The organism is Afipia birgiae 34632, assembly GCF_000308295.2.
Taxonomy (GTDB): Bacteria; Pseudomonadota; Alphaproteobacteria; order Rhizobiales; family Xanthobacteraceae; genus Afipia; species Afipia birgiae.
Map to the genome: position 1 here is coordinate 1,467,076 of NZ_HG326652.1, position 13,296 is coordinate 1,480,371.

The following is a 13,296-nucleotide window of genomic DNA, read 5'->3' on the forward strand; positions in this document are numbered from 1 at the left end:
AACCAAGGTCGCCTGAGCTATTCGATGTTGCTTTGTTTGTATGGCATACAAACAAATAGATCAAGGCAGATTTGGCGGCCATCCGGTCCATCCAGCGCCTTGCAAACACCCTCAGAATCCTTATAACCGCGCCATCCGTGGATCCCGGCCGGGAGCTGAACGGACGGTCTCACCAGTCTGACATTCCAGTTTGATTGATGCGGCAGGGCCAGTCGGTCCGTCGTCCCGTGCTTCCGCCTTCTGAGCAATATCGAGTCCTTTCCGAAGGGTCTCGAAGGGCTTGCCGCCAGGAACCGCGCTAACACTGGAAAGGACTCCCATGCCTCTTTACGAGCATGTTTTTCTCGCGCGTCAGGATGCGAGCGCCCAGCAGGTCGAAGAATTCACCACGCAGATTACCGGCGTGATCGAAGGTCTCGGCGGCAAGGTCACCAAGACCGAGAACTGGGGCGTGCGCTCCCTCACCTATCGCATGAACAAGAACCGCAAGGCTCATTTCATGCTGCTCAACATCGACGGCCCCGCAGCGGTGGTCGCCGAGATCGAGCGTCAGGAACGCATCAACGAAGACGTTATCCGTTATCTCACCGTTCGCGTCGACGAGCTGGAGGAAGGTCCCTCCGCCATGATGCGCAAGGCCGAGCGTGACCGCGACGAGCGCGGTGGCGGCGGCTTCCGCGGCGATCGCGAAGGCGGCGGATTCCGTGGCGGCGACCGCGAAGGCGGCGGCTTCCGTGGTGACCGTGGTCCGCGCCGTCCACGTGATGAAGACGCAACCGCGTCGGTAGAGGAGTAAGAACCATGGCTGAAGCAGGTGCACGCCGTCCGTTCTTCCGCCGCCGCAAGACGTGCCCGTTCACGGGCCCGAACGCGCCGAAGATCGACTACAAGGATTCGAAGCTGCTGATGCGTTACGTGTCCGAGCGCGGCAAGATCGTGCCGAGCCGCATCACGGCCGTGTCGGCAAAGAAGCAGCGTGAACTCGCCCGCGCCATCAAGCGCTCGCGGTTCCTCGGCCTTCTGCCTTACGTGATCCGCTAAAACGATACCGCGAGCGCGCGGCCTCCGCGCGCTCGCTTTTTCTCTAATTCTCATAACACTGCGGGTCGTCCCACGGTGGATGGTTGGGGTTCAAGGAACCTCTAACTGCTCGAAAGGAGCAGGACAGCTGATGATGACGGGCATCCTCATAGCAGTCGCGGCCGGCCTTGCGTCGGCGTTGATGTTCGCGTCGATCGTGTCCGGCGCGCTGATCTCGATCGTGCTGTTTTACCTCGCGCCGCTGCCGTTGATGGTCGCCGCGCTCGGCTGGGGATCCGCCACCGCACTGATCGGCGGGATTGTCGCCGCGCTCGGCCTCGGCGGCATTTTCGGCTTCCCCTATATGGCGGCGTTCGCACTGACCATCGCGCTGCCCGCATGGTGGCTCGGATATCTAACGCTGCTGGCGCGCCCGGTCTCAAACGATCCACAGCTCGCAAATCTTGCGCCGGCGCTGGACTGGTATCCGACCGGCCGCATCCTGGTGTGGACCGCAGCGTTCGCGACCCTCACCACGATCAGCGCCCTGCTCACGCTCGGCACTGACGCGGAGACCATCACCTCCGCGCTGCGCCGTGGTCTGCTTCGCATCATCGGCGGCCGCGGAACTGCCACCCCGGCGGGGGAAAGCGAGCGGGTGGTCGATGCACTGGTCGCGGTGGCGCCCGGTGTCGCGACGATCATCGCCATGATCACGCTGACGCTCAATCTGTGGCTCGCCGCCAAGATCACGACCACATCCGGCCGCCTGATGCGCCCGTGGCCCGATCTGCGCACCACGACGTTGCCGAAGACAGTGCTCGGCGCGCTGCTGGTCGCCGTCGTGCTCTGCTTTACCGGCGGACTGCTGGCGATGATCGCGCAGATCGTCAGTGCTGCGCTGCTGATGGCATACGCCTTCACCGGATTCGCGGTGCTGCATACCGTGACGCAGGCGTTTTCGGGCCGCGCCTTCGTACTGGGCGCCGCCTACGCCGGCACGCTGTTCATCGGCTGGCCGCTGATTGGAATGATCGGTCTCGGCCTCGCCGATGCCGTTCTGGGAATTCGACAAGCCTACTGGAATCGGCGCGGGCCACCGCCCCTGCCGACCTCCTGATCTTCAACCTGAACGCAACATCTTCAACTCAACTCAGACATCAACGGAGAACTCAAATGGAAGTCATTCTGCTGGAACGCGTGGCCAAGCTCGGCCAGATGGGCGATGTGGTCAAAGTGAAGGACGGGTTCGCCCGCAACTTCCTGCTCAAGCGTAACAAGGCACTGCGCGCGACCAAGGAAAACCGCGAAAAGTACGACGGCATGAAGGCCGATCTCGAGGCCAAGAACATTCAGGCCAAGGGCGAAGCCACCAAGGTCGCCGAGAAGATCGACGGCCGCAACGTCGTCATCATCCGTCAGGCGTCGGAAACCGGCCAGCTTTACGGCTCGGTCTCGGTGCGTGACATCATGGCGGCGCTCGAAGCCGACGGCGTTTCGCTGAGCCGCCAGCAGGTGCTGCTCGACGCGCCGATCAAGACCATCGGCCAGCACAAGATCACCATCGCTGTGCATCCAGAAGTCGAAGTCCATGTCTCGACGACGGTTGCTCGCTCCGATGCTGAAGCCGAGCGCATCAACCGCGGCGAAGACGTCAACAGCCGTCAGGAAGATCGCGACGCGGCTGCCGAAGCCATCGCCGCCGCCGGCGAATTCTTCGATCCGGAAGCCCATCACGACGAGGCCGCCGAACCGGCCGAAGCGCCTGCCGAAGAGAAGTAAGCACACCGATGTTCCGTCATGGCCGGGCATAGCCGCCCGAAGGACGGCGTCGCTTCGCTCGCCCTATGTCCCGGCCATCCCGATCATGAAAGCACGGTGCCTGATCAATCGGGATCACCGGGACAAGCCCGGTGATGACATCGAGGATGTGTCTGTTCCGTTCAAACAAGCCCGGTCTCACATGAGGCCGGGCTTTTTGTCTAGCTGACAACCTTCGGCGCGATGGCCTGATCGATCATCGCAATCGATGCCAGCGCGGTGGCGGTATGTTTCTCTGCGCCATCGATGATGCAGAAAACATCAGCAGCGACGACCGACACTTGCCGTCCCGGCTTCACGACGCGCGCGCGACAGATCAATCGATCCCCCGACGCCGGTGCGAGCAGATTCAACTTGTACTCGGCGGTCAGCGCCGCTTGTCCCTTCACCGTCGCGGCCGCAATCGTGGTCGCATTGTCGATCAGGAATGCGGTGACGCCGCCGTGGAAGAACCCGTTCTGCTGTAACAGCTCTGGCCGGCGATCCACTGACAGAACGCAGCCGCCACGCGTGAGATCGGTCACCTCCGCGCCGACATGAGTCATGAATCCTTGCCGCATGACGTTGTTGCGGATGTGCGCCGCGATCGGCGTGAACTCCGTATCTGTCTGAAGCATTATTGCTCTCCCTTTGCCGTCAATGCGCGAACGGCGCATGCGATCAACACATCGGCATGATCACGCGGATCGGACGGATCGCGGCCCGATAGCCATGCGCGGCAAACGAATTGAGCCGGACCGATAATCTGGCTGAAGAACAGCGAAGCCTGCATCGGCAGCAGTTCACCGCTCGCAACCAGCGGTGCGCGCCACGCTTCCACGCCTTCCGCGACCGTCGCGTTGCGCGCCATGCGCGCGTCACGCACATCCTGCGCCCATTCGCTGCGCGATATCTCGAACAGAAAATTGGCTTCGCGCCGATTGTCGACGACCCACGCCAGATGCGTGCGGATCAAACGCGCGATGCCCTCCTCCGCGCCGGGCGGCGGTTCAATTACATCGAGCATAGCGATGTGGTAGCGCCGCAGCACTTCGAGAAACAGCGTGCCCGCGAGCTCGCGCTTGGAGCCGAAGAAGTGGAAGAAGCTGCCGTTGGAAGCCCCGGCCCGTTCACGGATCGCAGCGACCGTCGCGCCCTCGAAACCGTCCTGATCGAACACCGCCAAAGCCGCCGTTAGCAGATCGTCGCGCACACCGGCCATCGCTATCGTCCTCGTGATCATGGAGTATTGCTCTAGAGCAAAACTCTAGTCAAGGCAGCAATCGTCAGGCAGGACGCGGGCGCATCCGCATCCGCATCCGAATTCAGGCTTTAACGGGAGATCGGTGGTTCAGGCTTGCCAGCGGGAACCGGCGGCGGTCCAACCGGGACCACCGGCGCTGGCGGAGGCGGCGCGGGGCCGATGTCGATGGTCAACGGACCCGAGGGAACATCGTCCTTCGGGGGCGCTGCGGCCACCTCGGCCGGCTTCACGGCTTCCTTCGGCGCAGGCGTCACGGCAGGCACCGGGTCCGCGCGCGTTCCCTCGGCCTTGGCTGTTTCGCTCTTGTCGGCGTCCTTGGCGGGTTCAGGCTTGCCAGCATCGGGTTTGGCCTCCGCAGCGGGCTCGTCTTTCGGCGCCTCGTGCCGGGCTTCGATCTTGGGCGGCAACCCGTCCTTCCCGGCCTTGGCGGCCTCCCGGGCAGCCTGCCGAGCCGCCCGGCGCTCGGCCGCAGCCTTCTGGCGAGCCGCCGCGGTTTGAGAGTCAGGCGCACCGTTCTGCAATCCATCGGCATCCGGTCTGGCTGCTTCTTGTGTCGGTGGTTTGCGACCCTTGGCCGCCTGTTCGGGGCCGGGCTCCGGTTTCGGGCCGCTTTTCGCCTCCTGACCCTGCCTGGTCAGATTTCCTCCGCCCGGCGCCGCGTTGGCGGCGCCATTGGAGAGGACATAAGCGCTCATGGCCGCGGCCATGTCGGTGCTCGTGGTGTAGTGCTGGCGCAAAAAGCTTGGCAGCGATCCGGGCGAGACGCTCTTCAGCAGTCCGCGCGAACTTTTATGGCACAGCGAGCAGGTGCTGGAGAAAATCTGGGAGGGAGGCTTGCCGGCTTCAAGATTTTGAGCGTCCGCCGGGATCGCCCCGAAACAGCCCAACACAAAAGCCACCGCCGCCAAAATGAGCGCTCGGCTCAACATCCAAGATCTCCAGATTCATCGCCAGCCAAGGACAGACGGCGGTCCACCCTGCCCCCGACCTCGCGGTCACCTTTAGCGGATTATGCCGCGAATGGAAGCACCGAGATTTCGCATCAGGGTAACGTTGTTGATACTGCCGAGCTTCGTTCCGGCCCGGCTGATGGCCGAACTAGATTCCGCTGCCGGGGGTGAAGCAGTAGACATCCGCGCTATACGCACGCTCCGGTCTGGGGGCGCAGAGGTGGCTACGCCCGTCGGGATTGTCGCGCTTCTGCTCGACTTTCTGAGGAGGAACACGAAGCCACTTCCCGTCTTCACGGCGCTTGGCAAGCCAGATGTCGCCTTCGATGCGGGCTTCGGTCGGGTAGCAGTCGTGTTGACTACAGCAGGATAGATGAGGGTTATCCGGCCTCATCCAAGTCGAATAAAACTTCTCGTGGATTTCCTCGTCCTGCGGCGGGTGCTGATGTTGCGCGGATGCGCTCACGGCACCGAACAAAAGTCCGGCGGACATCAAGACAACGATGCCGCGCCAAGTGATCACAAGCACCACTCCGGCCACGGTCCCGGCACGCCCAGGACTCGGTAATAGACTATCACCGCAACAGCCGGAGAAAAAACAAAGATCCCGAGCCCTGACCTCACCGGGAAAAGCGATCAGCGATGGCCCCCGTAACGGACACTTCGCAACTGCGTGCGCCCGGCACCCAACCCACCTTTTTGGCATGCCGCCCCCGACTCACCGGACAAAAACGCAGAGCAGCCTTCCGCGACCGCCGCCTATGGCAAATTGCGATTGAATCCGGAGCAAAAACTCCCAACATTCAGGTGATGTGAGACCACTTTGGATCGTTGGACATGCGTTCGATAGATCGCTTGCTACGGTTTTTCCTGAGCCAGTTCATCCGCCGGGGCTCGGTGACGTTCACAACGTCGAGCGGCGCCACCTTCACCTGCGGCGACGGCACAGGGAAGTCGGTCGCGGTGAGGTTTCTGACAAAGGAGGCCGAACGTCACCTGTTGCTCGACCCGGAACTTGCACTGGGCGAAATCTACACCGACGGCGAGTTTGTGGTCGAAACCGGGTCGATGACCGATCTTCTGGAAATCGTGCTCGGTCAGCCGGATCTGGTGCCGCGCTGGTCCAGGGTTCGCTGGTGGCTCCGCTACCTGATCCGGCACTGGCAGCAATTCAATCCGCCCGAGCGCTCGAAGCGCAACGTCGCCAGCCACTACGATCTCGACGGGCGGCTGTATCGCCTCTTCCTCGACGCCGACATGCAATACAGTTGCGCCTACTTCGAGACGCCGGATTCGACGCTCGACGACGCGCAGCTTGCCAAGAAACGCCACGTCGCTGCCAAGCTGCTGGTCAAGCCCGACCACCACGTGCTTGACATCGGTTCTGGCTGGGGGGGCCTTGGCCTTTACCTCGCGGGGATGACCGGCGCGAATGTCACCGGTGTCACCCTGTCCGAAGAACAACTCGGCGTGTCCAACGCGCGCGCTGGTGAACTGAATCTGAGTGACCGTGCCAAATTCCGGTTACAGGACTATCGCGAGACGCCGGGTCCGTTCGACCGCATCGTTTCCGTTGGCATGTTCGAACATGTCGGCGTCGACTATTACGACACCTACTTCAAGCGCTGCGCGGAACTTCTCGCCGATGACGGCGTGATGGTGCTGCATTCGATTGGACGCTCGGAAGGCCCCGGCATCACCAATCCATGGATAGCAAAGTACATTTTCCCCGGCGGCTACATTCCGGCGTTGTCCGAAGTGCTGCCTGCGGTCGAGCGGGCCGGACTGCTGGTCGATGATATCGAAGTCCTACGGCTGCACTACGCCGAGACGCTGAAAGCCTGGCGCGAACGCTTCCTCGCCCGCCGTGAGGAAGCTGCGAAACTGTACGACGAACGCTTTGTCCGGATGTGGGAATTCTATCTCGCATCATCCGAGATGTCGTTCCGCAAGCAAAGCGTGATGGTGTTCCAGATCCAGCTCAGCAAACGTCAGGGCGTGGTTCCGATCACGCGTGATTACATCACCCGCGAGGAACAGCGCCTGCGCGAGGTCGAGGCAGCGAAGCGTCCTGTGCTGCGGCTTGCTGGCGAATAAACCAATCCGGGATGCGGACGCCGTAAGGGGATCAGGCTTTGTCGACCGCCCCACCGCTTTCCGCCCAGTCCTTGAAGGCGCCAGCGTTGAAGACGTCGCCGTAACCCAAATCCTTGAGAACCTTGCCACTCAGCGCGGATCGGCCACCAGACGCGCAATAGACGATAACGGTTTTGTCCTTGGCGAAAGCCTTGTCGTGATAAGGCGATTCAGGATCGGCGCGGAATTCCAGCATGCCGCGCGAGACATTGACAGCCCCGGCAATCTTGCCGCTCTTCTCCACCTCGTGCGCATCGCGCACGTCGATCACCAGTGTATTGCCTTTCGCAATCATCTCGCGCGTCTCGGCCGGAGTGATCTTCGGCACAACGGCGTTAGCTTCAGCCATCAACTGCTTCACGCTCGTAGCCATTTTTGAACCTCTCGTTTCAGGGGATAAAGAAGCGCCTTAGAGCCCGGCCCGTTAGCCAGGATCGCCGCATACGGCCGAAACCTAGGTTGAATCCAGTGGCAGCTCAATCCGCCATATCACCGCGACGCCGGCGCGGACATTAACCAACGACTCGATCTTCGATTGCGCGCAGCCGGTCCTTGCTGCACGTTCGGTGCATGGCCCGGTGGCGGAAAGACTACGCGGGAGCGCAGCAAACGCTTCACATCCTGGTTCAAATCCAGGCTGGGCCTCCAAGTTTTGAAGTCTTGGAAAGGTGGCTGAGTGGCTTAAGGCACCGCTAACGCGGCACACGGGAAACCGTGTCGAAGGTTCGAATCCTGTCCCTTTCCTCCATTTCTTCGCGATACCGCCGCTTCCCAGTTGGAGGCGGCGCTTTGTTTTACGACAGGTTTTCTGGAACTCCGCTCCTTCCATCGCCATCTCGTCTTGCAAGTCAGCCACTTGCGGCCGCCGTTTGAAGCAAATCTGAAACAGTGATGTCGAGCGTTTCTCTGGATGCGTACAAAACCATCGTCTGTCGCAAATCAAGCCCCGCCTGTGTTTTCTTTCCGGCGATGAACAGTGGGGATAGTTCTCCTGAAGCATTTCGCCAGCGACTCTGAAAGTATTAGGTAGCAGTCCGCTTTGTGCGTCCGCCTGCCCCACTTTCATCCGAATAAAAGATCATTAAACGTCAATGGCGATTACCGATTCGAACATTATCAAGCTCGCGCCGGAAGCCGGCACGCCGACTTACCGGGTTGCGCCCCATAATATCGAGGCCGAACAGGGACTTCTCGGCGCCATTCTGGTCAACAACGACGCATTTTACCGCGTCTCGGACTTCCTAGAGCCAAAGCACTTCTTCGAGCCGATCCACTCGCTGATATTTGAGACCGCGGCCAGCCTGATCCGCGCCGGCAAGATCGCGACCCCTGTGACGCTCAAGACATTCGTTCCGGCGGAGACCGACATCGGCGGCATGACTGTCGCGCAATATCTTGCCCGCCTCGCCGCCGAAGCCACGACCATCATCAACGCGCAGGATTACGGGCGCACCGTCTACGATCTCTCGATCCGGCGCGACCTTATTCGCGTCGGCGAAGACATGGTCAACGTCGCGTTCGACGCGCCGGTGGACTTCGCGCCCCGCGCACAGATCGAGGACGCCGAAAAAAAGCTCTACGACCTTGCCGAATCCGGACGTTACGACGGCGGCTTCCAGAAATTCTCGCAGGCATTGACGGTCGCCGTCGATATGGCTGCGGCCGCCTACAGCCGCGACGGCAACCTGTCGGGACTGGCCTCCGGCCTGCGCGACATGGACATCAAGATGGGTGGCCTGCAACCATCCGACCTGATCGTCCTTGCCGGCCGCCCGGCCATGGGCAAGACCGCGCTTGCAACCAACATTGCGTTTAATATCGCGCAGAAGTGGCGCGGCGAAATTCAGCCAGACGGGCATATGAAATCCGTCGATGGCGGCGTCGTCGGCTTCTTCTCTCTCGAAATGTCGGCCGAACAGCTCGCCACGCGTATTCTCGCCGAGCGCACCGGCATCTCGTCAAGTTCGATCCGCCGTGGCGGCATCAGTGAATCCGATTTCGACAAGATCCGCGACCATTCCATCGAAATGCAGAACCTGCCGTTCTACGTCGATGACAGCGGCGGTCTTTCGATCTCGCAGCTTACCGCCCGCGCGCGGCGGCTGAAGCGGCAGAAGGGTCTCGACCTTCTGATTATCGACTACATCCAGCTGCTGTCGGGATCGGGCCGCCGCTCGGACAACCGCGTGCAGGAAATCACCGAAATCACCACCGGCCTCAAGGCTCTGGCCAAGGAGCTGAGCGTTCCGATCATCGCGCTGTCGCAGCTGTCGCGTCAGGTCGAAAGCCGCGACGACAAGCGCCCGCAACTCTCGGACTTGCGTGAATCGGGATCGATCGAACAGGACGCCGACGTCGTGCTGTTCGTCTATCGCGAGGAATACTATCTGCAGAGCAAGGAACCGCGCCCCGGCACCCCCGAACACGAAAAGTGGCAACTCGACATGTCGCTGGTGCACGGCAAGGCCGAAGTCATCATCGGCAAGCAGCGTCACGGCCCCACCGGCACCATCAATCTGCAGTTCGACGCCAGTGTCACGCGCTTCGGTGATCTCGCGCCGGACGCCCAGTTGCCTGAGCGATTTGGTAACTGATCGGCTGTACGTCCACGCGCAAAGAGTGTGCTAGAGTCGGTTCAACTTCTGAATCAACTCGCTGCAAACCTTTTCGCCCGGGCCAATGACTCCTGATTCCGACATCAAATCTCCTGACAACACCGTTGCTGCAACTGCCGCAGACGCGCCCGTACCACCGGGCGCCACCGGCATTCTCACCATCGATCTCGACGCCATCGTCACCAACTGGCGCAAGCTCAACAGTCAGGCCGTCCCTGCGGATTGCGCCGCCGTCGTGAAGGCCGATGCCTATGGCTGCGGCATTACGCAGGTGACCCGCGCGCTGGCGAAGGCTGGTTGCCGGACGTTCTTCGTCGCGACCCTCGATGAGGCGCGCGCGGCGCGAGAGGTCACGTCAACGTCCGCGATTTACGTGCTCGATGGATTCTTTCCGGGCGCCGGCGACCAGTACGCGAAGATTGATTGCCGCCCGGTGATCGGCGATGCCACCGAACTCGCCGAGTGGGACGCGTTCCGCAAGACCAGCGGCTGGGACGGTCAAGCTGCGATCCACATCGACACCGGCATGAATCGCCTTGGCTTCCGCATCATGGAAGCGCAGGCACTGCTGCCGCGTATCAAGAACGGCAATCACGGCATCTCGCTGGTGATGAGCCATCTCACCAGCGCCGAAATGCTCCACGATCCGGCGAACGGGCGGCAGGTGGCGGCGTTCCGCGAAATCGCATCGCTGTTTTCCGGCGTCCCCGCCTCGCTGGCGAATTCCTCGGGCATTTTTCTTGGGCCGCAATTCCAGTTTGATCTGGTGAGGCCGGGCGCGGCTCTCTACGGCGTCAACCCGACGCCGGAAGCCGATACGCCGATGCTGCCGGTGGTTGATCTCAAGGTGCGCGTGGCACAGGTCCGCAACATCGAAAAAGGTGAGCACGTCGGATACGGCGGCACCTGGACCGCGCGGCAGCCGACACGACTGGCCATTGTCACGGCGGGTTACGCCGACGGATATTTCCGTGCCGCAGGCAGCATCGACAACATGCGCAGCGCCGAAGCGATGGTGGCCGGAAAGCGCTGCCCAGTCGCCGGACGTATTTCGATGGACCTGATGGCGATCGACATCACAGCCCTGCCGCCCGGCGCAACACGCCGCGGCGCGCTGGTGTCCCTTCTCAACAACGAAATCACCGTCGACGAGCTTGCGCATCACTTCGGCACCATCGGCTACGAAGTGCTGACCAGCCTCGGCAAGCGATATACGCGCGTTTACAAAGGTGGCCAGTAACGATGCCCGACGTCATGGAATTCAAGCCCGGAAACTACAGGTTCATCGTCTCACCCGGCGGACCGTTCTCAAGCGGCGTGACGCCAATGCCCGGCTTCGTGCTGCGCCGGGTGCGCTTCGCACGTCCGGTCCCGATGGCCGATGGCTTCGCCTTCATCAAGGCGCATCTCGAACGCGAAGGCCGCCCGGTCACAGCGCTGGCCGCCTGCGAACTACGCTCGCCGGCCGCGATGACCGGCGAGCAGTTTCAGGCCTTCAATGGCGAATACCTGAAGACGCTGCATCAATGGGGATGCAAGGCCGGCGATATCAATCCACTGGCGCGCAGCAATCTGGCGCCGATCACGGAAGTCCCAAAGGAGGCGATGTTCTTCGCCTTCACTTATACCGTCCCCGAAGCGGGTGCCTCGGGTGACTTCCTGATTTCGGGAAAACCAGAAATTCGCGATGGCGTCACCACCGATCGCATCGTCGGAGGCCGCGACGTGTCATTGAAGGGGCTTGAGACCAAGGCGCGTTTCGTCATGAACGCCATGCGCGAGCGCGTCGATGCGCTCGGCTGCGACTGGGCCGCCGTCACCGCCGCCCAGATCTACACCGTGCACGACATCCGCCCGCTGCTCGACACGGTGTTCGCCGAGGACAACATCAGCCAGATCGGCCTCGCCTGGTATCCGGCATGGCCACCCGTGATCGGGATGGAGTTCGAAGTCGACGTGCGGTGTGTGCGAACAGAACTGGTGATCGACGCGCGTTAGGAGCCTTAATGAGGACTTCGCGCTGGGCTTGGATATTAGCGATGATCGCGTTGGTAAGCGTCATCGTATTTTTGTTTCCTGTATAGTTTTGCTAGCTATGATGCCTGCCTAGACCGGATAAATTACGATCGTACGCGTTGGCACGAATGTAATTGATCCGGCTGAGCAGAGTATTTGCATCTTCCTGCTACTTCGCGGTCCGCTTCTTCAGCACCATGTTGCCGACCAGCAGGAATTTCTGCGCGCGTTTTCCGTTGTCGACTTCGGTCGTGTAGATATTGCCCTTGGAGTCCAGCGCGAGATTGTGAATCCAGTGGAAGTCGCCCGCCATGCGGCCGTTGCGGCCAAAGCGTCCGACAACTTCTCCACTCTCGCGCAGCAAGGTGCGGACTTCGTTATTGGCGCCATCGGCATTGATCAGAAAAGTCTGCTTGGGATCGTTCCAGATTTCGAGATCCCACACAGAGCCGTTCGCCAGCGTGGTCTTCTCGATGAACATTTCCTTCACGAAGCTGCCATCCTTCCTGAACACCTGAATGCGGTCGTTCTGGCGGTCGCACACATAGACCAGCCCGTCCTTCGCGATGCGCACGCAATGTACCGGGTTGGCGAATTGCTGCGACGGCGGCGCGTCGGGATTGTAGGCGCCCATCCTCTCGTCCGTGGGCGGCTTGCCGTAGGCGCCCCACATCCGCTTGAACGCGCCGGTCTCGCTGTCGAACACGATGATGCGGTGGTTATAGTAGCCGTCCGCGACATAGACTTCGTTCGCCGCGATGTCGACCGTCATGTTGGCCGGGCGTCCGAGGCGTGTGGTGTCCTTGCTGTCGGTCTGTGAACCGGGCTTGCCGATCTGCATCACGAACTTGCCCTCGCGGGTGAATTTCAGGATCTGTCCGTCGTTCTCGCCGTTGCCTGCAAGCCAGACGAAGCCTTTCGCATCAATGTAGATGCCGTGCTCGTTCGAAGGCCAGTCATAACCCTCGCCCTTGCCGCCCCACGCCTTGAGGAGATTGCCTTCGGAGTCGAACACCATCACCGGCGGCGCGGGCACACAGCACTTGGTGCGCGGCGGATTGAAACTCGCAGCCTTCTCGTCATCGGTCAGCGTGCGCGGCCGCTGCACCACCCAGACATGATCCTGCGCATCGACAGCGACGCCCGCCGCCTGCCCCATGATCCAGTTGTTCGGCAGCGGCTTCGGCCACCGCGCGTCGACCTGAAACTTCGGCGCGTCCGCGGCATGAACCGCGCTCGCGAGAGCAAGGCCGGCAAGGGCGGCAATCCATTTCATGGCGTCACTCCCTTTACCGCGTCATGCCGGTGGCCGGTCATGCACGGTCGTTGTTTGTTTTCCCGGCGTAGAGGGAGAAGTGTTGTCTCCTCCGGCTGGCGCCCGAGAGGATAGGCCGATCGGAAGGTAACCGGCTATCGGGGCAACGCTGATGGGGGTTGACTTTCGCTCGCCCTTCGTGAACAAAAGAAGAACAGGCGATTCCCGCTCCTCCCGGCC

14 protein-coding genes and 2 tRNA genes are annotated in these 13,296 nt (G+C 61.6%); 10 read left to right on the top strand and 6 right to left on the bottom strand.

The window, feature by feature from the left end; genetic code table 11:
- Positions 1-319 precede the first annotated feature (319 nt).
- From rpsF to rplI, 4 genes are all read left to right on the top strand, one after another.
- Positions 320-796: a 30S ribosomal protein S6 gene (rpsF, locus tag BN32_RS07045; protein WP_019197431.1), complete on the top strand. Its 477-nt coding sequence runs from the start codon at positions 320-322 to the stop codon at positions 794-796.
- A 5-nt stretch (positions 797-801) separates the two neighbouring features.
- A complete protein-coding gene (gene rpsR / locus BN32_RS07050; RefSeq protein ID WP_002711478.1) occupies positions 802-1,041 on the top strand; it encodes a 30S ribosomal protein S18 in 240 nt (79 codons plus the stop codon).
- Between the two features lie 130 nt (positions 1,042-1,171).
- Positions 1,172-2,140, top strand: a complete 969-nt coding sequence (locus tag BN32_RS07055) for a DUF2232 domain-containing protein (RefSeq protein WP_019197432.1) — start codon at positions 1,172-1,174, stop codon at positions 2,138-2,140.
- A 56-nt stretch (positions 2,141-2,196) separates the two neighbouring features.
- Positions 2,197-2,802 (top strand): 50S ribosomal protein L9, encoded by a 606-nt coding sequence (gene rplI / locus BN32_RS07060; protein WP_019197433.1) that lies wholly within the window; start codon positions 2,197-2,199, stop codon positions 2,800-2,802.
- 200 nt (positions 2,803-3,002) lie between these two features.
- On the opposite strand, the gene BN32_RS07065 is transcribed toward rplI, so the two are convergent.
- The 4 genes from BN32_RS07065 to BN32_RS26725 form a co-directional block, all read right to left on the bottom strand.
- Positions 3,003-3,458, bottom strand: coding sequence for a PaaI family thioesterase (locus BN32_RS07065; protein ID WP_019197434.1), 456 nt, complete (start codon positions 3,456-3,458; stop codon positions 3,003-3,005).
- Complete coding sequence (locus BN32_RS07070) at positions 3,458-4,042, bottom strand: TetR/AcrR family transcriptional regulator (protein WP_019197435.1); 585 nt, start codon at positions 4,040-4,042, stop codon at positions 3,458-3,460. Before BN32_RS07070 ends, BN32_RS07065 begins: the two co-directional genes overlap by 1 nt.
- 110 nt (positions 4,043-4,152) lie before the next feature.
- On the bottom strand, positions 4,153-5,013 hold the full coding sequence (locus tag BN32_RS07075; RefSeq protein WP_019197436.1) for a hypothetical protein: 861 nt from the start codon (positions 5,011-5,013) through the stop codon (positions 4,153-4,155).
- A 169-nt stretch (positions 5,014-5,182) separates the two neighbouring features.
- Complete coding sequence (locus tag BN32_RS26725; protein WP_152343702.1) at positions 5,183-5,557, bottom strand: hypothetical protein; 375 nt, start codon at positions 5,555-5,557, stop codon at positions 5,183-5,185.
- Between the two features lie 314 nt (positions 5,558-5,871).
- Between BN32_RS26725 and BN32_RS07085 the strand changes: the two genes are divergently transcribed.
- Positions 5,872-7,131: a cyclopropane fatty acid synthase gene (locus BN32_RS07085; protein ID WP_019197438.1), complete on the top strand. Its 1,260-nt coding sequence runs from the start codon at positions 5,872-5,874 to the stop codon at positions 7,129-7,131.
- 31 nt (positions 7,132-7,162) lie between these two features.
- Here BN32_RS07085 and BN32_RS07090 read toward each other — a convergent pair whose 3' ends face one another.
- Positions 7,163-7,543, bottom strand: a complete 381-nt coding sequence (locus BN32_RS07090) for a rhodanese-like domain-containing protein (protein WP_019197439.1) — start codon at positions 7,541-7,543, stop codon at positions 7,163-7,165.
- A 199-nt stretch (positions 7,544-7,742) separates the two neighbouring features.
- On the opposite strand from BN32_RS07090, the gene BN32_RS26730 reads away from it, so the two are divergent.
- The 5 genes from BN32_RS26730 (at position 7,743) to cnbZ (ending at position 11,783) form a co-directional block, all read left to right on the top strand.
- A tRNA-Cys gene (locus BN32_RS26730) sits at positions 7,743-7,818 on the top strand.
- Between the two features lie 14 nt (positions 7,819-7,832).
- Positions 7,833-7,918 (top strand) — tRNA-OTHER (locus BN32_RS07095).
- Between the two features lie 343 nt (positions 7,919-8,261).
- On the top strand, positions 8,262-9,764 hold the full coding sequence (locus tag BN32_RS07100) for a replicative DNA helicase (RefSeq protein ID WP_019197440.1): 1,503 nt from the start codon (positions 8,262-8,264) through the stop codon (positions 9,762-9,764).
- 85 nt (positions 9,765-9,849) lie between these two features.
- Positions 9,850-11,025, top strand: a complete 1,176-nt coding sequence (gene alr / locus BN32_RS07105; protein ID WP_019197441.1) for an alanine racemase — start codon at positions 9,850-9,852, stop codon at positions 11,023-11,025.
- Between the two features lie 2 nt (positions 11,026-11,027).
- Entirely contained in the window at positions 11,028-11,783 is a 756-nt protein-coding gene (cnbZ, locus tag BN32_RS07110) for a 2-amino-5-chloromuconate deaminase CnbZ (protein ID WP_019197442.1), read from the top strand.
- A 187-nt stretch (positions 11,784-11,970) separates the two neighbouring features.
- Here the strand turns inward: cnbZ and BN32_RS07115 are convergent, their stop codons facing one another.
- Positions 11,971-13,077: an NHL repeat-containing protein gene (locus BN32_RS07115; RefSeq protein WP_019197443.1), complete on the bottom strand. Its 1,107-nt coding sequence runs from the start codon at positions 13,075-13,077 to the stop codon at positions 11,971-11,973.
- Between the last annotated feature and the right edge of the window lie 219 nt (positions 13,078-13,296).

Excerpts from the sequence above, each read along its gene's own strand:
- BN32_RS07070 (WP_019197435.1), bottom strand. The coding sequence starts at position 4,042 with ATGGCCGGTGTGCGCGACGATCTGCTAACGGCGGCTTTGGCGGTGTTC.
- BN32_RS07100 (WP_019197440.1), top strand. The coding sequence starts at position 8,262 with ATGGCGATTACCGATTCGAACATTATCAAGCTCGCGCCGGAAGCCGGC.
- cnbZ (WP_019197442.1), top strand. The coding sequence starts at position 11,028 with ATGCCCGACGTCATGGAATTCAAGCCCGGAAACTACAGGTTCATCGTC.
- BN32_RS07075 (WP_019197436.1), bottom strand. The coding sequence starts at position 5,013 with ATGTTGAGCCGAGCGCTCATTTTGGCGGCGGTGGCTTTTGTGTTGGGC.
- rpsF (WP_019197431.1), top strand. The coding sequence starts at position 320 with ATGCCTCTTTACGAGCATGTTTTTCTCGCGCGTCAGGATGCGAGCGCC.
- BN32_RS07115 (WP_019197443.1), bottom strand. The coding sequence starts at position 13,077 with ATGAAATGGATTGCCGCCCTTGCCGGCCTTGCTCTCGCGAGCGCGGTT.
- BN32_RS07065 (WP_019197434.1), bottom strand. The coding sequence starts at position 3,458 with ATGCTTCAGACAGATACGGAGTTCACGCCGATCGCGGCGCACATCCGC.
- alr (WP_019197441.1), top strand. The coding sequence starts at position 9,850 with ATGACTCCTGATTCCGACATCAAATCTCCTGACAACACCGTTGCTGCA.
- BN32_RS07090 (WP_019197439.1), bottom strand. The coding sequence starts at position 7,543 with ATGGCTACGAGCGTGAAGCAGTTGATGGCTGAAGCTAACGCCGTTGTG.
- BN32_RS07055 (WP_019197432.1), top strand. The coding sequence starts at position 1,172 with ATGATGACGGGCATCCTCATAGCAGTCGCGGCCGGCCTTGCGTCGGCG.
- BN32_RS07085 (WP_019197438.1), top strand. The coding sequence starts at position 5,872 with ATGCGTTCGATAGATCGCTTGCTACGGTTTTTCCTGAGCCAGTTCATC.
- rpsR (WP_002711478.1), top strand. The coding sequence starts at position 802 with ATGGCTGAAGCAGGTGCACGCCGTCCGTTCTTCCGCCGCCGCAAGACG.
- rplI (WP_019197433.1), top strand. The coding sequence starts at position 2,197 with ATGGAAGTCATTCTGCTGGAACGCGTGGCCAAGCTCGGCCAGATGGGC.